This is a genomic window from Pseudomonas sp. MPR-R2A5 (genome assembly GCF_058793055.1).
Window position 1 is genome coordinate 69,361 of record NZ_JBXAFK010000017.1, and the last position, 19,957, is coordinate 89,317.

The following is a 19,957-nucleotide window of genomic DNA, read 5'->3' on the forward strand; positions in this document are numbered from 1 at the left end:
ATTTCTGCGCCCAGGGGCTACAGAAGGACAGTTATTGTTGTTGTGTCTTCCCGCAAGGAGCCAGGAAGAGTGTGCGTTGATTACAGCCCTCAAACGGGGTGGTGACAAATCCTTGGGAACACTGGGACTGATACTTTTTTGCACTCGATCTCGGCCTGGCCGTTGAGCCGGACACTTTTACGGAGTCCTGGCACTGCGCATTGCGCAACAGTGCCAGGTACTGGGCATTAAGAGGTCACGCTCGCAGCGGGCGTTTTTGGAGCGTGGTCAGCTCGTAGATCCATTGTGGGTACGTTGGGTTACGCCAACCTTTGTTGGTGTAGATTTTCAGACCGTTTGCGTGCCACTCGGACATCTTTTTCCTCAGCCGCCCGGTGTACTCGGACGCCTTGCATGAAATGTCGGCCCAAGGGTCTACGATCCAGGCATCTTTCCATTCGGCCTGTGAAAAATTGACGGTGCTTTTGCCTGCTGAAGGGGGGCCTCCGACTACCGTAAACACATGGTCCCCACCCTCGACATACCACGCTTGTGCTGTACCTCCGCTTTTTTTGATGATTTGAGCTGCCGATTCAGCCATTTCGTGACAGTTTCCAGCGCCGAACTTCAGACTGGATTCAACCGCCGGCCGATGGTTGTCGCGCATCCAAGAGATGATGGTATTGGCGACGTCTTCTCGGTACCGATCATTAAGGTCGTTGGGCGTGTGCTTGTTAGCGGAGCCGATGGCTGTGGCGTTGAAATGTGAGTCCACGGTTTTTTTTGCGTTTTCGGCATAAAACCGGTTTTGCTCCTCGACAGGCAGGTTCGCAAAATTCTCCGCTTTGGTTAATGGTTCGATGCTCGTCGCTTTGAGCACGACCGTGTCGTTGGCGTTTTTCAGCCTATTGATGAGTTGATAGACAAATTCGCGTTTTTTCTCCGCGCTGAACGTCGCAATAGTCGTTCTCAGTTTTGTGGCTTCGGCGTGTGTATAGCCGGCGGCTTCGAGTTTTGCGAAAGCCGAGTCCAGGGTGGGTAACGCGACGAACGCTTTATTCAAGGGCGCGCCAGTCAGTTTGAGCAAGTTTTCGGTTTCCGCAGTGTGTGCCTTGATCAGCACGTTTTCAAAAGCCGATGCCTGTTGGCCGATTTTTTTGAAGTTGAGCACCGTCGAGGTTGCATCAAATTCGCTGTAGTAAAACGTTAGAGGATCCGCTTCTACAGTGAGGTAACGCTTGGGTCCTCCCGACTGCGTTGCCAGCAGGGAAATCGTTCCACGCAGCTCGCGCTGGTCGTTGCTCAGGCTGCTGATCGGGCCGAGTTTGACAATTCGCGTATTTTGCTCAAGGTTCGCCAGGGTGCTGGTTCCGGGAAAACCAAAGTGCGGGTCCTTGATGATTGTGCCGCGTGTCACTGGTAGATAATCGACAGGTAGTTGCAATGTTCGTGGCGTCAGGGAATGGACACCGTCTTGTTCTACTACGTCGAATAAACGGCGTTCAAAAACGATCGTTGGGCTTTTTCCGGCGATAGCGGGTGAAGGGTAGAGACGTTTGTGTTCAAGGGCTTGAACCAACTTGGCGGTGTTACCGCTGAAGTCCGAGACGATGTTTGAAAAACACAGATCATTTGTCCCACGTTTGACTCTTGGCCCTGCCGGGCAAAAGGCTTCCATGTCTTGTGGGGTGTTGAAATGATCCGCTGATTCAAGATCGGTAATGACATCAGGTTTCTTGGGGTCAAAGCGATACACCCTGTCCCCAACCCTCAGGTCGGTGTGGGTCGCTCTGTTAATCACCTGTGGGTTTTCTGAAAGGAGCGCTTCAGGTATCAAGATGCTTTCGCCGTCAGGCGAAGTCTCGCGCTTCAGTACGATGGATGTGTCCGAGCGGAAATCTGATAGTGCTGGCCCGTAGGCTGACAGGGTTTTGGGGTCGTAGGCATGCCATTGGCCATCCTGGAATAGCGCAGTCGCCTTGATCTGTTGTTCTGCGGTGCCGGTTCGCGTCACTGCGCCATCGGCCAGGTTGGCCGCTCTGCCAGACATCCCGGCCGAGGCCTCGGCAAGGTGGCTGCCCTGCATGCGGGCGAGTGCGCTGAGGGATGCCGAGGTGTTGGCGGCGGTCATGTCCTTGAGTGCGATGCTTTCGGCGCCTTCAGCGCCAAACTTTCCAATGAACTTGGCAGAGGTTTTGGCCGCCGCCCACGCCGCGCCGGATTTAGCGACGCGCCACAATTTCCCGGCACCTTCAGTGGCTGCGTAGAGGGCGACATCAACAGCCAGGTCACCTGCGGCTTTTACAAATTCACCGTGGTAAAGGTCTTCCAGGCTGGAGCCGCCAGGCAGGGCACGTAAAATGCCCTTGAAGAAGTCACTGGGTTCTACGCCGTTCTCAACGGGATTGTTAAATCCTCGGTGGAAGCTGATGAAATCACTTTTGTGCAGGTACACCGCGTCAGTCAACGCCGTGGCCACGGCCTCCATTCTTCTGTTGCTGTAGGGGGGAGATGATTCCTGGCTGGGGCTCTCCTCGTCGAACGTGATTTCACGCAACAAGGGGTTCTTATCGGTGTCGTCAGGCACCACCTGGATGAAGGGTTTAATGGCCGTCAGTGCAACGTTGGCGGTGGCACCTGGTTTGGGGGCGGTGCCGTTTTTTAACGCGTCCACATCAATGCCAAGTTCAACTGTGTGGCCCTGTTTCGTTGAAGGATTGATGTTTGGAATCTTGACGATTTGCCCGGTTGCCGGATAGACCGCGAAATACCTTCTTACGCCCTTGTGGTCGGACGTTATCACCACGCCGTTGCCGACGCCTTCCACCTTCAAAAAGTCCAATGTGCCGAATTGGAGGCTATTGCGCTCGTCAAAAGGCAGCTTGCTGAGCATGTCTTTGAACAGGGAAATCGTATTGAGCCTGCGCGGGGTAAAGTCTTCCTGGATGGCTTTGTCGAATTGCGCGTTGATGTCCGGCAACTCGTGGGCTCTGTTGCGCAGGTCGTCAACGTTCAGGGCTGTTTTGTAGGTACTCCAGCTTTCACCCAGACGGCCCGCCTCATAGACCTCGACGATGCTCGCGTTAATTCCGGAAAAGAGCCCGCCAGCCACCTTTTCCCATAGGACCGGGCTCTCAAAGTCGATGGCTGAGCCAAACGTTTCTCTCAATGCCGCCAGGGCCATGGCCCTTCTGCTCGGCGGCGTGAAGGTTCGCAGATAACGCTTGGCTTGCGAGGTCTCGTTGATCTGTGCGTTGAGTTTTTCTTGGCTGTCGTTCAGCTGTTCGAGGCTGTATTGGTCGCTGTCATTTTTTACCAGGTGATTATTGATGATTGCCCAATCAATTATCGGGTTCAGTTGGGCAATGGCCTGCAACTGGGTTTCAGACGGTGAAATAGGATTGATCTTGTGGAGCTCCATGACTTTCTGGAAGGTCATGCTCGCGGTAGCGCCCGCGGCGATCCGTTCGATCCGGTTGACGGCTGTGTTAAAGCCGACCCACTCGGGGGAACCCAGGGTGAGGGTCTGCGGCACGTCTTTTACCAGCAGGTGCGGTGCTGCCCCCGCTAACAACACCTTAGCCATGGCCGGTGCGAGGCTGGCCGGGACCTGCTTGGTGTCAATCAAGTGTTGCTTGAACTGCTCGACAATGGTGTCGGTGCCATGCCCCCAGTTCCCAGAGGCCATGAGGTCGAAACCCGCCACGCTATTGCGCTGGGTGCCGGCCGTGGGGGCAAGCTCCAGCACCAGCGCAGTCAATAGCCATTGCTTCAGGCTGGTAGAGGTTTCAGCGCTTTTCATCTCGGTTTGCAGGCGGGTGGCAAACTCGAGGGCGGTGTCACTGGAAAGCAGCTGTTCTCGCGCTTGGTCAGGGTCGCTGCTCAGGTTCGGGACACTGGCACTCAAGAAACCGGCCAGGGAACCATGGCTGCCAATGGACTTTTTCACGAACTCGGTTACCGCCACACGCTGCTCAGTACTCAACGGTATGTCTGTGGACAGGAAACCCCATAGATTGCCAAAGGACGGCGCCTGCGGAATTTCGGTCTGCAAGGCCCGCAACAAGTTATCGACCTGTGCGGCCGATATGGCGCCGTACCAGCCTTGGTCCGAAAGAAACGCCTGGACGGTCGTGGTGCCCTTGGGCTGGTGGGAGGAGTCCGGGTCCACCGTGAAGCCCGTGGTCTGGTCGTTATCGACATTCCCGTGTTTGAGCTGATGGATCAGCGCATATCGATCGTTACTGTTGCCCAGTGCGGTTCTCTGGCGGTTCAGCCAGTTCACGACTTTCTGCGGGTTTTCAACCGGTGTTGGAAATTGCTGCGTGCGGCCCATCAGCTCCGTGTGTCGTGCGAACGCCTGGCTGCTGTAGTCGTTGCTGATGCCATAAAAACTGCCCACCCATTCGAAGGGCATGCTGTTGTCGGGCTGGTTCAGCGCGATGGTTTTTCCAGGGGGGCTGAATGCGGCCGCAGCGTTCAATACCGGTGCAAGCACATCGAAATGCTCAGGGTACTTTTGCGCGAAGTCAGTGGCGGTAAAGCGCTGCTCAAGGCCATTGACCTTACCGATCAAGGCGTTGTCCGTGGGGTCAAAGCGCAGGGAGGTCAGGTCGATGTTCTGTTTTTGGGCCCATTCGGTAAACCCACGTCCCTTCAGGGCCTTGTCCAAGTAAGCCCGCCACTGTCCGATCAGGCTGTTGGCCGGGATCGATTCAAGCATTTTCGACTCTGCTTGGCTCGAGTCGCTCTTGAGCTCAAGCATTACGCCATGCACCGCGACAGCCAGTGCTCTTTCGGTGCTGGCCAAGGTGTCTTCGGGCGTGTCCGGGCTGTGTGCGGGGGGCGCGAGGGGCGTAGCGCTGTCGTTTTCCTGCAGGCGGGCCTTGACCTCGACCGCCAGGGTTTCAAGTGGCGAAAGGTTCAGCGTCTTTGCGCTGAGCGGTAGGGCGACTGCCTGCTGCTTCTCCCGCACGCTACGCGAGCGAGCATCGTCAGCCGAGGGGGAGACCAGCGCCTTGAAGCCGTTGTCTCGGATGATTTGCGCACTTCTGCTCAGATTGGCTGCACGTGATCGTTGTTGCCAGCCATCCTGAGGGAAGCCATGGGGTGGCAGTGGTTCTTCGCCGTAGAAACGCAGTACTTCCGGCAGCGTTACAGGGTTCGCACCGGGGTAATCAACGTAGTCGCCCGAGCCTGTCGCCATCTGCTTTACCGCGGGTTCCACGTCTTGCCAGACAGAGGCCCAATCTGAAATGGCGTTGACAGGGAAGGTGGTGTCGACACCCTTGACTTTACCCTTCAAGGTCCCGTCGTCCGAGTTGATTTGGATGCTCGACAGGTCAAGGTTGTTCGCGCGTACAAACGTGGTAAAGGCGCTGCTGTTCAGTGCGTCCTTGAGGTTATTGCGGGCCAGGTTAAAGGTCGAGTACTCGGGCAGTTCGTCTATCGTGTACGCAAACGCCTGCCCCAGTGCCTGGCTGCACAGGCGGGCCAGGGCCTGATCGGCGTCCTTGACCTTTTGTATCGCCGGCACCGACACGGGTATGAAGCCTGCCAGCAGCCGGTTCAACTGTGGCGTGGGCAGCTCCGCAACCTGTTGCTTGGCCTCTCTTTGGCGCTGCTGAACCGGGGCGAATTGCGCCGCGTAGTAACTGTCGGTGTTACTGATCGAACTGAAGTTTTGCTCTTTGAGCAATTGGTCGATCGTGAATAATCGGTCGTCACTGTTGAAGCGGCTTTTGCGCACTAAATAAAAGGCCGCGACATCCTCCGCGGGTGCATGCCCGCGGTCGTGGAAACGGATGTCCCCGCCCAGTTTTTTGGCCGCGGCTAAAACGGCCGATGAAGCGGCGGCCCAATCGGGATCTTGCGCCAAAGAAAAGCTGACGGTTTGCTTGTTCTGTAACCCGCTCAGGTCTCCGTTGGTGTTGATGACCAGGCTGGAAACATCAATACCCTTGGCTTGGGCAAAGGTCTTGAACGGTTGCGCGTCGAGCGCGTCAGCCAACGCGTTCCAGGCCAGGCCGAATGTTGAACCGGGCGGGACGGCAATCTTTTCCTCTCCAAAGCCGGAGCTTCGGGTTGCATCGACCCATCGGCGGATCAAATGATTGGCGAAATTGATCGACAATTGCCGGTCGCCGTCTTCAACCAGGGCATTGGCGAACTGAGTGGTTGAGGTGTTGTCGGTGTGTTGCGCGGGATCTGGGTTCTGCAGTTCCCGACGTGCTCGTGACACCACAGGGGAAGGGAGCGAGGCGGGTTGCGATGGGGTTTGGAGTATGTCGTGAATGAGCTGGGCGTAGGTTTTCTGCGGATTCAGTGCGCTGGGCTGGTTCAGGTGTCGCTCGACTTCATCGTGCAGTATTTCGCCTGTGAGGGGCGGACGGCTGTTGTTTATCAACTGGCTGATCTGCGCGGCCAGGCTCGGTCGTTCTTCTGTCATCGCGTAGCTGAGCAGGTGCACGATGCGCTGCCGGGCGTGTGGCGGTATATCGCCGGCCTGCACGGGCGCGAGGAGAGCCTGGTGGCTGTTCATCTGATTATTAAACAGCGGGATGACTTGCGAGGCCATTGAGTACGCAGGTTTTGCGGCGGCGCTCATGTCGTTTGAGCCGGTGATGGTGGCGGGAGCAGGTAACCGCTGAACGTTGATCATGAGTAGCCCTTTTACCTTTGCGTTGATAGACAAGGCATCACCCATCGAGTGAAAGAGGAGCGATGTCTTCGCTAAGTGGCCAGGGGCTTGGTCCAGTTCCAGTGACAGGGTGTGGAGGGATTACTTCAAGGGATTGCTGTGTAATCGTTTGTCGATGCGCAAAGAGCTCAAGCCAGGTTTTGTTCGGTGAGCCGCTGCACCGCCAGGCGACGGTAGTGGGAGGGGGTCATGCCCTTGAGCTGTTGGAAGCGTCGATTGAAGTTGGAGATGTTATTGAAGCCGGATTCGAAACACACATCCGTGACGGCTTTATCGCCATCGGCCAGTAACTCGCAGGACTTGCTGATACGCAAGCGATTGACGAACTCGATAAACGTGCGACCGGTGGCCTGCTTGAACACCCGGGAAAAATACGTCGGCTTCATGCCCAGGTGTTCCGCCACTTCCTCCAGCGGCAACTCCCGCGCGTAGTGGGCAAAGATGTAGTCCACCGCGCGGTTGGTGCGGTCGATGCTGTGCTCATCGGCCAGTTGCGGCGTGGTCACGCCGGACAACAACTGGTAGTCCTCGCACGCGCTCAGCACGTCCAGCAGGATAAAGAAGTGCCCCAGGCGCGCCATGCCTTGGGCGTCCTCAATGCGTTGCATCAGGGTCATGGCCTGGGCGATGGTTTTTTTGCAACGAAACTCGATGCCGGACTGCGCCCGTTCCAGCAGCGGTGCCAGGGTCTTGAGTTCGGCGAAAATAGGGCTGCCGTTCTCAAACAGTTCATCGGTGAAGTTCACCAACATGTCGCGCTTGGGCACCACCTCGTCTTCCTCCACCTGGCTGATCCAGTTGTGGGGCAGGTTAGGGCCGGTGAGGAACAGGCTTTCCGGGTAGAAATTGCCGATGTAGTCGCCGATGAACACTTTGCCGGAGCTGGCGATAATCAAGTGCAGCTCGTACTCCTTATGGAAGTGCCAGCGTACCAACGGGCAGGGGAAACCATGCTGGCGATAGATGATGGACAGGCCGTTGTGATCGTCCATCAGCTCGTAGGAAGGGTCGGTGATTCGCGTTGCTCGGGTCATGCTGCCGTCGCTTTATTGTGGTTGCGATTCGAATAATGCCCCCTTGTGTGTTGTCGCTGCCAGCGGCAAGTTGATCGGAGCATCTCTGAATGCCGTTTTTGGTGATTGGCTACTTAATATATTTAACTGGGCTGTGATATTAACAAAAGCGTTTGCAGGCAGCCGTTGTGCTGATCGAGAGCGGCATGGCCGCTGGGATCAAAGAAGATTTTTATGTGAAACAGAGCACGAGTGAGGGTGTGGTTATGATTCGTGATGCACTACCCAAGGACGCGAAGAGCATCGCCAATGTTCATGTCAGTAGCTGGCAACACGCTTATCTCAGTCTGATGCCGGCTGATTTTTTGTCCTCGCTTACTGCAACGTTGCCTAAGAGGGAAGCTTATTGGGCTCATGCAATTGAAAGCAAAGAGTCTGACGTTTTAGTTTCAGAGGTGGATGGGAACGTTATTGGTTGGATTTCAGTGGGGCCTTGCCGTGATGAAGATAAGTCTGGCGCCGAAGCGGGAGAGGTCATGGCTATCTACGTCTTGGCAGAATACTGGGGCAAGGGTATAGGCGCCCAATTATGGGCGTCAGGTTTAAAGCGTTTGGTTGATCAGGGTTACAAGCTTGTTACCTTATGGGTTTTAGCTGAAAACGAAAGGGCTGTGCGCTTCTATCAAGGGCTCGGAGGGCAGGAGGAGCTTGGCAGCCGTCGCACGCTCGTCCGTGGCGGGGTGTCCCTGGAGGAGGTGAGGTACGTCTGGGCGCGTTAGGGGGCAGGGATGCCCGATTCAACTTGCCGCGCAGCGGCGGCAAGTCAGAGTCACGATGTTCATGTTCTTTGCGCTGCTCGATTCCCTAGAGGTTGCGGTTCTTCGCCTCGATCCACTGGGACATGTACTGCGTACTTTTATGCGCGTGATGGCGCAGCATGCTGCCGGTAAAGTTGTCGCGGCGATGGGCCGCAAGGTTGCGGCGGCATTGCTCCAGGCATGCCACCAAGGCCGGTCCGTGGAGGGCCTGGTCATAGCGCCGGGCCAGGAGCTGGCGCCCCTGTTCCTGGGCCTGGGTCCAACGCTCGCGGTCCTGATAAAGGGCCACGGCGGCGGCGGCCAGGGCCGGGGCGTTCTGCTCGATCGCGCCGGGCCAGGGCTGATCGTCGCCCATCGCTTCGGCGCCGATCGGTGTGGTGACATTCGGCGTGCCACACAGCATCGCATCCGCCAGCTTGCCCTTGATCCCGGCGCCAAAGCGCAGGGGGGCCAGGCAGATACGTGCGGCACTCATCACCTGCAACGCATCTTCGGCCCAGTTCATCACATGAAACCCCTGGGCCGCGTTGTGCAGGGCGGTGGCCTTGGGCGGGGTGTAGGCCCCGTAGATATGCAGTTGGGCGCCCGGCAGTTGCTGGCGGATCAGCGGCCACACGCTGTTTTTCATCCACAACACCGCATCCCAGTTCGGCGCGTGACGGAAGTTACCGATACTGAGGAAGTGCGCGCGGTCTTCAAAGGGCGCGAAGGCTGCGGTCGGTGGCTGCATCATCAACGGGCACCAGTGGAGCAGGGCGGCGGGCACCTTGAACTGTTCGATGAGCAGGCGGATTTCCACGTCGGAAATCATCAGGCTGATATCGCAGCGGTAAATCGCCGCGATTTCACGCTTGGCCAGGTCGGTGTCGGCCATCAACTGGAATTCCTGTTTCAGCGCCGGGGTAAACAGTGCACTGAAGTCTTCGCCGTCGGGATGGGCCTTGAGGTGGTCCCTGAGGCGCTGGTGGCGCGCGTCGCGCAGGCTTTGCAGGTCGGAGGTCTCCAGCACGCGCAGGGCGTGGGGGCAGCACTTCTCCACGCGCCAACCAAACTGTTCTTCCATCATGAAACGGTCGAACAGCACGATGTCCGGGGCCAATTCGCAAATAAAATCGTCGAAGCTGCTGTTATTGAGCTCAATCGCGCATTCGGCGATGCCCAGCGCAGCCAGGTCGGCTTTGTGCTCGCCCAGCGCTGCGGGGCTGCTGAAGGTTATATCCCAACCTTGCGTAAGAAAAGTCTCGAGGATCTGCATCATATGCCCGCCCGCTGCCGAGGAGCGTGGCTCCGGCCAGACATAACCAATGACCAGGACTTTGGTGGCGGGCTGATTCATTAACAACGGTTTCCTTGGAGGGCAGGCGCAAAGCGCGCAATTAAACCACAACCGCGAGACATGACAATTTGTGTCTGGCGGTAGGTAGCCACAGTACTTTGTGGTTAACTTCCGCCTCTCGAATTCGTTTAATCAAACCCAGCATAAGGATTCCGTCCATGGCTCAAGTCACCCTTCGTGGTAACCCCGTCCAAGTTGAAGGCGAACTGCCGCAAACCGGCTCCAAGGCGCCAGACTTCACCCTGACCGCCGGCGATCTGTCGGATGCGACCCTGGCCACCTTCGCCGGCAAACGCAAAGTGCTGAACATCTTCCCAAGCGTCGACACCCCGACCTGCGCCACCTCGGTACGCAAGTTCAACGCCCAGGCCAACGAGCTGAACAACACTGTCGTGCTGTGCATCTCCTCCGACCTGCCGTTTGCCCAGAAGCGTTTTTGCGGCACCGAAGGCCTGGACAACGTGCAGAACCTGTCGGACTTCCGCAACGCTGATTTCGCCGTTGACTACGGCGTTTCGATTGCTGACGGCCCCCTCCGGGCCCTGACCGCCCGTGCCGTCGTCGTGTTGGATGAAAACGACACTGTGCTGCACAGCGAATTGGTCCCTGAAATCGGCCAGGAGCCAAACTACGAAGCAGCCCTGGCTGTTTTGAAGTAACTGTTTCGGCGCATTACTGTCGTTACGCAGTAACACGCGCGGCACATAATTGCGGCCTGGCCTAGTCCAGGCCGTTTTTATTTGCACGTCAGATGCTTAGGGAAATAGCCGGCGGACTAAGCTCAAAAGTTAAAAGATGTAAGCCCAAGGTAAATAGCCGGTAAAGGCGCTTTTCTTAACGCGCCCCAGTGCTTATCTTTCAGCCTCCCAAAGAAGAAGCTCTCGCGCCCAATGGTTGATCACTCCATGCAATCCACCCCCCGTAACTCCCGACGCTGGCTGTTCGGCCTGCTTGTGCTGCTGGTTATCGCCGGCCTGTGCTGGAAATTCTGGCCGGGTGGCGCTGCCCATAAAGATGCGCCGGCCGCGCGCACCAGCAAGACGGGCATGGCACGCCCAGGCTTCGGTGGTTCCACTGGGCCGGTGCCGGTGCGCGTGGCACCGGCGGTGCTGGGGGAATTCCCGGTGTACTACAAGGCATTGGGTACGGTCACCGCGCTCAACACCATCAATGTACGCAGCCAGGTGGGCGGCCAGTTGGTGAAGATCGCCTTTGAAGAAGGGCAGATGGTCAAGGCCGGCGACCTGTTGGCGGAAATCGACCCGCGCAGCTATCAGAACGCCTTGCTCCAGGCCCAGGGCACGCTGATGCAGAACCAGGCCCAGTTGAAGAACGCCCAGGTCGACGTCCAGCGTTACCGCGACCTCTACGCCCAGGACAGCATCGCCAAGCAGACCCTCGACACAGCCGAAGCGCTGGTCCTGCAATACCAGGGCACGGTCAAGACCAACCAGGGCGCGGTGGACGACGCCAAGCTCAACCTCGAATTCACCAGGATCCGCGCGCCGATCAGCGGGCGCGTCGGCCTGCGTCAGCTCGACGTCGGTAACCTGGTGGCCGCCAACGACACCACGGCGCTGGCGGTGATCACCCAGACCCAACCGATCAGCGTGGCCTTCACCCTGCCGGAGAGCACCCTGGAAACCGTGCTCGCCCGTTACCACGCCGGCAACAAGCTGCCCGTGGAGGCCTGGGACCGTGGCGATGCGAAGCGCCAGGCCACCGGCGTGCTACAGAGCCTGGACAACCAGATCGACGTCACCACCGGTACCCTGAAGTTCAAGGCACGTTTCGATAACAAGGACCAGGTACTGTTCCCCAACCAATTCGTGAATGTGCATCTGCTCGCCGATACCCTGCACAACGTGGTACTGGCGCCGTCGGCCGCGATTCAGTTCGGCAACAACGGCACCTTTGTCTACAAGCTCGATGGCGATAAGAAGGTCAAGGTCCAGCCGTTGGTGGTGGGTGACAGCGATGGCGATAACACCGTGATCAAGGAGGGCCTGGTCGCCGGCGACCGGGTGGTGCTTGAAGGCACCGACCGCCTGAAGGACGGCAGCGAAGTCGAAGTGGTCAACGACAGCAGCCAGGTACCGACCACGCCGACCGAGCACCTGCAAGGCAAGCCTGCTGCGAAAGGGGAGACCGGCGCTGACGCCGGCAAGGCGCAAAAGGTCGGTTCATGAACCTCTCGCGGCTGTTTATCCTTCGCCCGGTCGCCACCACGCTGAGCATGCTGGCCATTGTCCTGGCCGGCATCATCTCGTACCGCCTGCTACCCGTCTCGGCCTTGCCCCAGGTGGATTACCCGACCATCCGCGTGATGACCCTGTACCCTGGCGCCAGCCCGGACGTGATGACCAGCGCCGTCACCGCGCCCCTGGAGCGCCAGTTCGGGCAAATGCCCGGCCTGACCCAGATGGCGTCCACCAGCTCCGGCGGCGCCTCGGTGCTGACCCTGCGTTTCAACCTCGACATCAATATGGATGTCGCCGAGCAACAGGTGCAGGCCGCGATCAACGCCGCCACCAACCTGCTGCCCAAGGATTTGCCGGCACCGCCGGTGTACAACAAGGTCAACCCGGCGGACACCCCGGTGTTGACCTTGGCGATCACCTCCAAGACCATGCTGCTGCCCAAGCTCAATGACCTGGTCGATACGCGCATGGCGCAGAAGATCGCGCAGATCAGCGGCGTCGGCATGGTCAGCATCGCCGGCGGCCAGCGCCAGGCGGTGCGGATCAAGGTCAACCCCGAGGCCCTGGCGGCCAACGGCTTGAACCTGTCGGACGTGCGTACCCTGATCGCCGCGTCCAACGTCAACCAGCCCAAGGGCAACTTCGACGGCCCGACCCGGGTGTCGATGCTCGATGCCAACGACCAGTTGGTCTCGCCCCAGCAATACGCCGAACTGATCCTGGCCTACAACAATGGCGCACCGCTGCGCCTCAAGGATGTGGCGCAGATCGTCGATGGTGCGGAAAACGAACGCCTTGCTGCCTGGGCCAATGAAAACCAGGCCGTGTTGCTGAACATCCAGCGCCAGCCGGGCGCCAACGTGATCGAGGTGGTGGACCGTATCAAGGCCCTGCTGCCGAGTATCACCGATAACCTGCCGGCCGGCCTGGACGTCACGGTCCTGACCGACCGCACCCAGACCATCCGCGCGTCGGTCACCGACGTGCAGCACGAACTGCTGATCGCCATTGCCCTGGTGGTGATGGTGACCTTCCTGTTCCTGCGCCGGGTCAGCGCCACGATCATTCCCTCCATTGCCGTGCCGCTATCGCTGGTCGGCACCTTTGGGGTGATGTACCTGGCCGGTTTCTCCATCAACAACCTCACGCTGATGGCCCTGACCATCGCCACCGGCTTCGTGGTGGACGATGCCATCGTGATGCTGGAGAACATTTCCCGCTACATCGAGGAAGGCGAGACCCCGCTCGTAGCCGCGCTCAAGGGCGCCAAGCAGATCGGGTTCACCCTGATTTCCCTGACCCTGTCGCTGATCGCCGTATTGATTCCGTTGCTGTTCATGGCTGACGTGGTCGGGCGCCTGTTCCGCGAATTCGCGATTACCCTGGCGGTGGCGATCCTGATTTCCCTGGTGGTGTCCCTGACCCTGACGCCAATGATGTGCGCGCGGCTGCTCAAGCGGGAACCCAAGGAAGAAGAACAAAGCCGTTTCTACAAGGCCAGCGGCGCCTGGATCGACTGGCTGATCGGCGCCTACGGGCGCAAATTGCAGTGGGTGCTCAAGCACCAGCCGCTGACCCTGCTGGTGGCCATCGCCACCCTGGGCCTTACGGTAGTGCTGTACCTGGTGGTGCCCAAGGGCTTTTTCCCGGTGCAGGACACCGGGGTGATCCAGGGCATTTCCGAAGCGCCGCAGTCGATATCCTTTGCGGCCATGAGCCAGCGCCAGCAGGAGCTGGCCAAGATCATCCTGGCCGACCCGGCGGTGCAAAGCCTGTCGTCCTACATTGGCGTGGATGGCGATAACGCCACCCTCAACAGCGGCCGCTTGCTGATCAACCTCAAGCCCCACGGCCAGCGCGACCTGAGTGCCGCCCAGGTGATCACCCGCCTGCAACCGGAAATCGACAAGCTGGTGGGCATCCGCCTGTTCATGCAGCCGGTGCAGGACCTGACCATTGAAGACCGCGTCAGTCGAACCCAGTACCAGTTCAGCATGTCCTCGCCGGATGCGGAGTTGCTGGCCCTGTGGAGCGGCAAGCTGGTGCATGCCCTCCGCCAGTTGCCGGAGCTGACCGACGTCGCCAGCGACCTCCAGGACAAGGGCCTGCAGGTGTACCTGGTGATCGATCGTGATGCGGCCTCGCGCCTGGGTGTCAGCGTGTCGACCATTACCGATGCGCTGTACGACGCCTTCGGCCAGCGGCAGATTTCCACCATCTACACCCAGGCCAGCCAATACCGCGTGGTCTTGCAGGCCCAGTCGGGCGAAACCCTGGGGCCGGATGCGCTGAACCAGATCCATGTGAAGACCACCGACGGCGGCCAGGTCCGCCTGTCGAGCCTGGCCCGTGTCGAACAGCGCCAGGCCCAGTTGGCGATTGCGCATATCGGCCAGTTCCCGGCGGTGATGATGTCATTCAACCTGGCGCCCGGCGTGGCGCTGGGCAAAGGCGTCGAGCTGATCAACCAGGTGCAGAAGGACATCGGCATGCCGGTGGGCGTGCAGACCCAGTTCCAGGGCGCCGCCCAGGCGTTCGAGGCGTCGTTGTCGAGCACCTTGCTGCTGATCCTGGCGGCGGTGGTCACCATGTATATCGTGCTCGGCGTGCTCTATGAGAGTTACATCCACCCGATCACCATCCTTTCGACCCTGCCGTCGGCAGCGGTGGGGGCCTTGCTCGCGTTGCTGCTCAGTGGCAATGACCTGGGCATGATCGCGATCATCGGCATCATCCTGCTGATCGGCATCGTGAAAAAGAACGCGATCATGATGATCGACTTCGCCCTGGATGCCGAACGCAACCAGGGGCTGGACCCGCAGACCGCGATCTACCAGGCGGCGCTGTTGCGCTTCCGGCCGATCCTGATGACCACCCTGGCGGCGCTGTTCGGTGCGGTGCCGTTGATGCTGGCCACCGGCTCCGGCGCAGAACTACGCCAGCCCCTGGGCCTGGTGATGGTTGGCGGTTTGCTGGTGAGCCAGGTGTTGACCCTGTTCACCACCCCGGTGATCTACCTGTACTTCGACCGTCTCGGTCGTCGCTGGCGCAAAGAGCCGCAAAGCCTGGAGCCGGTTGAGTCATGAACCTGTCCGGACCTTTCATTCGCCGGCCGGTCGCCACCATGCTGCTGAGCCTGGCGATCCTGTTGCTGGGCGGTGTCAGCTTTAACCTGCTGCCGGTGTCGCCGCTGCCGCAGATCGATTTCCCGGTGATCGTGGTCTCGGCCAGCTTGCCCGGCGCGAGCCCCGAGGTGATGGCGTCGACCGTGGCCACGCCGTTGGAGCGCTCCTTTGGCGCGATTGCCGGCATTACCACCATGAGCAGTTCGTCGAGCCAGGGCTCCACCCGGGTGATCCTGGCGTTCGACTCCGACCGTGACATCAACGGCGCGGCGCGGGAAGTGCAGGCGGCCATCAACGCTTCGCGCAACCTGCTGCCCAGCGGCATGCGCAGCATGCCCACCTACAAGAAAATCAACCCGTCCCAGGCACCGATCATGGTGTTGTCGCTGACCTCGGACGTGTTGCAGAAAGGCCAGTTGTACGACCTGGCCTCGACCATCCTCTCGCAAAGCCTGTCCCAGGTGCCCGGCGTGGGCGAAGTGCAGATCGGCGGCAGCTCCCTGCCGGCGGTGCGTATCGAACTTGAACCCAAGGCTCTCGACCAGTACGGCGTGGCCCTGGACGATGTGCGCAACACCATTGCCAACGCCAACCAGCGGCGCCCCAAGGGCTCCCTGGAAGACAGCGAGCGCAATTGGCAGATCCAGGCCAATGACCAGTTGGAAAAGGCCAAGGACTATGAACCGCTGCTGATTCGCTACCAGAACGGCGCGGCCCTGCGCCTGAAGGATGTGGCCACGATCACTGATGGCGTGGAAGACCGCTACAACAGTGGTTTCTTCAACAACGATTCCGCGGTGCTGCTGGTGATCAATCGCCAGTCCGGCGCCAACATCATCGAGACCGTGAGGCAGATCAAGGCCCAGCTGCCGGCATTGCAGGCGGTGCTGCCGTCCAGTGTCAAGCTGAGCCTGGCGATGGACCGCTCGCCGGTGATCACCGCGACCTTGCATGAAGCCGAGATGACCCTGCTGATTGCCGTGGGCCTGGTCATCCTGGTGGTGTACCTGTTCCTCGGTAACTTCCGCGCCTCGTTGATTCCGACCCTGGCGGTGCCGGTGTCGCTGGTGGGAACGTTCGCGGTGATGTACCTGTACGGGTTTTCGTTGAACAACTTCTCGCTGATGGCGCTGATCCTGGCGACCGGCCTGGTGGTGGACGATGCCATCGTGGTACTGGAGAACATTTCCCGACATATCGACGAAGGGGTGCCACCGATGAAGGCGGCGTACCTGGGCGCCCAGGAAGTCGGCTTTACCTTGTTGTCGATGAACGTGTCGCTGGTGGCGGTGTTCCTGTCCATCCTGTTCATGGGCGGCATCGTCACCAACCTGTTCCGCGAGTTTTCCATCACCTTGTCGGCGGCGATCATTGTGTCGCTGATTGTCTCGCTGACCCTGACGCCGATGCTCTGCGCCCGCTGGCTCAAGCCCCATGTCAAAGGCCAGATGACCGGTTTGCAGCGCTGGAGCCAGAAGATCAACGACCGCATGGTCGCCGGCTACGCCACCAGCCTCGACTGGGTGCTGCGCCACCGCCGACTGACCCTGCTCAGCCTGTTGCTGACCATCGGCATGAACGTGGCGTTGTATGTCGTGGTGCCGAAAACCTTTATGCCGCAGCAGGACACCGGCCAGTTGATCGGCTTCGTGCGCGGGGATGACGGGCTGTCGTTCAGCGTGATGCAGCCGAAGATGGAGACCTTCCGCAAGGCGGTGCTCAAGGACCCGGCGGTACTCAGCGTGGCCGGGTTTATCGGCGGGAGCAACGGCACCAACAACGCGGTGATGCTGGTGCGGCTCAAGCCTATCAGCGAACGCAAGGTCTCGGCGCAAGCGGTGATCGAGCGCTTGCGCAAGGATGTGCCGCTGGTGCCGGGTGGGCGCCTGTTCCTCATGGCTGACCAGGACCTGCAATTCGGCGGCAGCCGTGACCAGACCACTGCACAGTATTCCTACATCCTGCAAAGCGGTGACTTGGCCGCGCTGCGCCTGTGGTACCCGAAAGTCGTGGCCGCCCTGCGTGAGCTGCCCGAGCTGACCGCCATCGATGCCCGCGAAGGCCGCGGCGCTGCCCAGGTCACGCTGATCGTTGACCGCGACCAGGCCAAGCGCCTGGGCATCGACATGAACATGGTTACGGCAGTCTTGAACAATGCCTACAGCCAGCGGCAGATTTCCACCATCTACGACAGCCTCAACCAGTACCAGGTGGTGATGGAGGTCAACCCGAAATACGCCCAGGACCCGATTACCCTGAACCAGATGCAGGTGATCACGTCCAGTGGCGCGCGGGTGCCGTTGTCGACCATTGCCCACTATGAAAACAGCCTGGCGGACGATCGCGTCAGCCATGAAGGCCAGTTCGCCTCGGAAAACATTGCCTTCGACATGGCGCCCGGTGTCACGGTGGAGCAGGGGACGGCCGCCATCGAGCGAGCGATCGCCAAGCTCGGCTTGCCTGAGGATGTGATTGCCAAGATGGCCGGCACCGCCGACGCCTTCGCGGCGACGCAGAAGGGCCAGCCGTTCATGATTCTCGGCGCGCTGGTGGCGGTGTACCTGGTGCTGGGCATCCTCTATGAAAGCTATATCCACCCGCTGACGATCCTCTCGACCCTGCCGTCGGCCGGGGTCGGTGCGATGCTCGCCATCTACCTGACGGGCGGCGAGTTCAGCCTGATTTCCTTGCTGGGCCTGTTCCTGCTGATCGGCGTGGTGAAGAAGAACGCCATCTTGATGATCGACCTGGCCTTGCAGTTGGAGCGTAACGACGGCATGGACCCGCTGGAGTCGATTCGCAGTGCCTGCCTGCTGCGCTTGCGGCCGATCCTGATGACCACCCTGGCCGCCATTCTCGGCGCCTTGCCCTTGCTGCTGGGCGCTGGTGATGGCGCGGAAATGCGCCACCCACTGGGCTTGACCATCATCGGCGGCCTGGCCTTCAGCCAGATCCTGACCCTCTACACCACCCCGGTGGTTTACCTTTATCTAGACCGCGCGCGCCACCGTTTCAACGCCTGGCGTGGCGTGCGTACCGATGCTGCCCTGGACACTGCGCTATGACCGATTCAACCCACACCCATGCACGGCGGGTTTCCGACACGGCACCCACCCCTGTAGGAGCGAGCTTGCTCGCGAAAAAACGGCAGGCCCCGCGTTCATTCAGGCTCGGCGCGTTATCGTTAACGACCTTCGCGAGCAAGCTCGCTCCTACAGTGGGGTTGGCGTTGTTGCTCAGCGCCTGCGCCGTCGGGCCTGACTACCATCGCCCGGAAGTCATCGAGCCGGCGCAGTTCAAGGAGGCCCAGGGCTGGCGCCAGGCCACGCCGAGCGACTCCCTGGCCCGTGGCGCCTGGTGGGAGCTGTACGGTGATCGTCAACTCAATGACCTGGTGCAGCGCCTGAACAGCTCCAACCAGACCGTGGCCCAGGCCGAAGCACGTTTTCGCCAGGCCCAGGCCCTGGTGCGCAGTTCCCGTGGCGCGTTTTACCCCACCGTTGACCTGAGCGTCGGAAAAACCCGCGCGAGCCAGGGCTCTGGTAGCAGCAGCGCGAGCCTCAGCAGTTCCAGCAGCGGCATCCGCAACACCCTCAACGCCCAGCTGGGCGTGAGCTGGGAAGCCGACATCTGGGGCAAGTTGCGCCGCGGCCTGGAGGCCAACGAAGCCAGCGCCGAAGCCAGCTCGGCCGACCTGGCCGCGATGCGCTTGAGCCAACAGTCGGAACTGGTGCAAAGCTACCTGCAATTGCGGGTCATGGACGAGCAGACCCGTCTGCTGCAAGCCACCCTGGACACGTACCAACGCTCCCTGCAAATGACCGAAAACCAATACCGCGCCGGTGTCTCCGGCAAGGAAGCGGTGGCCCAGGCGCAAACCCAGCTCAAGACGACCCAAGCCAGCCTGATCGACCTGATCTGGCAGCGCGCGCAACTGGAAAACGCCATCGCCGTGTTGATCGGTGAGGCACCCGCCAACTTCAACCTGGCGGTGAGCAAGGACATCCCGGCATTGCCGCAGATCCCGGTCAGCCTGCCTTCGCAATTGCTCGAACGTCGCCCGGACATCGCTTCGGCCGAGCGCTCAGTGATCGCCGCCAACGCCAATATCGGCGTGGCCAAAGCTGCCTATTACCCGGACCTGAGCCTCAGCCTGGCCGGGGGCTACTCCAGCAGCACCTATGCCGATTGGATCAGCCTGCCGAACCGCTTCTGGTCGGTCGGGCCGAAACTCGCCATGACCCTGTTCGACGGCGGCCAGCGCTCGGCGGAAGTGGACCGCACGGTGGCTTCCTACGACGAAACCGTGGCCAAGTACCGCCAGACCGTACTGGACGGGTTCCGCGAAGTGGAAAACTACATGGTCCAGCTCAAGGTGCTGGAAGACGAGGCCGTGGTCAGCAAGGAAGCCCTGGAAGCCGCGCGGGAATCGTTGCGCTTGACCCAGAACCAATACAAGGCGGGGCTGATTGCCTATCTGGATGTGGTCACTGTGCAGGCCACCGCTTTGAGTAACGAGCGCACTGTGTTGACCTTGCTGCAGTCGCGATTGGTGGCGAGCGTGCAACTGATCGCCGCACTGGGCGGTGGCTGGGATGGGCAGACGTCGATTGCCGAGAAGGAGTGAGTGCGCAAGGCAGGACAGTGAGCCGCATTTTGGCAGCGATAATGTGGAGGCTAAGCAGTAGGCATGACGGCAAGAATCGATCGGCGTTGAGCCGGTAGATTGGCGTCAAAATGCCACTGATGGCTCTCTGATAATTAATCGAGTACCCAAGAATTATT

At 60.0% G+C, this 19,957-nt stretch carries 9 protein-coding genes; 6 read left to right on the plus strand and 3 right to left on the minus strand.

Annotated features, from left to right (window positions below):
- Positions 1–235: 235 nt before the first annotated feature.
- Both AC1Q6I_RS14305 and AC1Q6I_RS14310 read right to left on the minus strand, forming a co-directional pair.
- Positions 236–6,640 carry a hypothetical protein gene (locus tag AC1Q6I_RS14305; RefSeq protein WP_146015758.1) on the minus strand — a complete coding sequence of 2,135 codons (6,405 nt, stop codon included), beginning with the start codon at positions 6,638–6,640 and terminating at the stop codon, positions 236–238.
- A gap of 167 nt (positions 6,641–6,807) precedes the next feature.
- Positions 6,808–7,713, minus strand: coding sequence for an AraC family transcriptional regulator (locus AC1Q6I_RS14310; protein ID WP_024075150.1), 906 nt, complete (start codon positions 7,711–7,713; stop codon positions 6,808–6,810).
- A gap of 245 nt (positions 7,714–7,958) precedes the next feature.
- Here AC1Q6I_RS14310 and AC1Q6I_RS14315 point away from each other — a divergent pair, with 245 nt between their 5' ends.
- Complete coding sequence (locus AC1Q6I_RS14315; protein ID WP_041161187.1) at positions 7,959–8,471, plus strand: GNAT family N-acetyltransferase; 513 nt, start codon at positions 7,959–7,961, stop codon at positions 8,469–8,471.
- A gap of 85 nt (positions 8,472–8,556) precedes the next feature.
- Here the strand turns inward: AC1Q6I_RS14315 and AC1Q6I_RS14320 are convergent, their stop codons facing one another.
- The gene (locus AC1Q6I_RS14320; RefSeq protein WP_024075152.1) at positions 8,557–9,846 is read right to left on the minus strand and encodes a glycosyltransferase; all 1,290 of its coding nucleotides are present in this window, start codon (positions 9,844–9,846) and stop codon (positions 8,557–8,559) included.
- 158 nt (positions 9,847–10,004) lie between these two features.
- Between AC1Q6I_RS14320 and tpx the strand changes: the two genes are divergently transcribed.
- The 5 genes from tpx to AC1Q6I_RS14345 all read left to right on the plus strand — a co-directional run bounded on the left by tpx (position 10,005) and on the right by AC1Q6I_RS14345 (position 19,799).
- The gene (gene tpx / locus AC1Q6I_RS14325; protein WP_024075153.1) at positions 10,005–10,505 is read left to right on the plus strand and encodes a thiol peroxidase; all 501 of its coding nucleotides are present in this window, start codon (positions 10,005–10,007) and stop codon (positions 10,503–10,505) included.
- A 231-nt stretch (positions 10,506–10,736) separates the two neighbouring features.
- The gene (locus tag AC1Q6I_RS14330) at positions 10,737–12,035 is read left to right on the plus strand and encodes an MdtA/MuxA family multidrug efflux RND transporter periplasmic adaptor subunit (protein ID WP_069075878.1); all 1,299 of its coding nucleotides are present in this window, start codon (positions 10,737–10,739) and stop codon (positions 12,033–12,035) included.
- Complete coding sequence (locus AC1Q6I_RS14335; RefSeq protein ID WP_102624228.1) at positions 12,032–15,133, plus strand: MdtB/MuxB family multidrug efflux RND transporter permease subunit; 3,102 nt, start codon at positions 12,032–12,034, stop codon at positions 15,131–15,133. The genes AC1Q6I_RS14330 and AC1Q6I_RS14335 overlap by 4 nt, the downstream gene beginning before the upstream one ends.
- Positions 15,130–18,237, plus strand: coding sequence for an efflux RND transporter permease subunit (locus AC1Q6I_RS14340; RefSeq protein WP_102624227.1), 3,108 nt, complete (start codon positions 15,130–15,132; stop codon positions 18,235–18,237). The genes AC1Q6I_RS14335 and AC1Q6I_RS14340 overlap by 4 nt, the downstream gene beginning before the upstream one ends.
- Positions 18,234–19,799 (plus strand): efflux transporter outer membrane subunit, encoded by a 1,566-nt coding sequence (locus tag AC1Q6I_RS14345; RefSeq protein WP_102624226.1) that lies wholly within the window; start codon positions 18,234–18,236, stop codon positions 19,797–19,799. The genes AC1Q6I_RS14340 and AC1Q6I_RS14345 overlap by 4 nt, the downstream gene beginning before the upstream one ends.
- Positions 19,800–19,957: the final 158 nt, after the last annotated feature.

What these genes read in the sequence shown, in the direction of transcription:
- AC1Q6I_RS14330 (WP_069075878.1), top strand. Translation starts at nt 10,737, where the DNA reads ATGGTTGATCACTCCATGCAATCCACCCCCCGTAACTCCCGACGCTGG.
- AC1Q6I_RS14340 (WP_102624227.1), top strand. Translation starts at nt 15,130, where the DNA reads ATGAACCTGTCCGGACCTTTCATTCGCCGGCCGGTCGCCACCATGCTG.
- tpx (WP_024075153.1), top strand. Translation starts at nt 10,005, where the DNA reads ATGGCTCAAGTCACCCTTCGTGGTAACCCCGTCCAAGTTGAAGGCGAA.
- AC1Q6I_RS14345 (WP_102624226.1), top strand. Translation starts at nt 18,234, where the DNA reads ATGACCGATTCAACCCACACCCATGCACGGCGGGTTTCCGACACGGCA.
- AC1Q6I_RS14310 (WP_024075150.1), bottom strand. Translation starts at nt 7,713, where the DNA reads ATGACCCGAGCAACGCGAATCACCGACCCTTCCTACGAGCTGATGGAC.
- AC1Q6I_RS14320 (WP_024075152.1), bottom strand. Translation starts at nt 9,846, where the DNA reads ATGAATCAGCCCGCCACCAAAGTCCTGGTCATTGGTTATGTCTGGCCG.
- AC1Q6I_RS14315 (WP_041161187.1), top strand. Translation starts at nt 7,959, where the DNA reads ATGATTCGTGATGCACTACCCAAGGACGCGAAGAGCATCGCCAATGTT.
- AC1Q6I_RS14305 (WP_146015758.1), bottom strand. Translation starts at nt 6,640, where the DNA reads ATGATCAACGTTCAGCGGTTACCTGCTCCCGCCACCATCACCGGCTCA.
- AC1Q6I_RS14335 (WP_102624228.1), top strand. Translation starts at nt 12,032, where the DNA reads ATGAACCTCTCGCGGCTGTTTATCCTTCGCCCGGTCGCCACCACGCTG.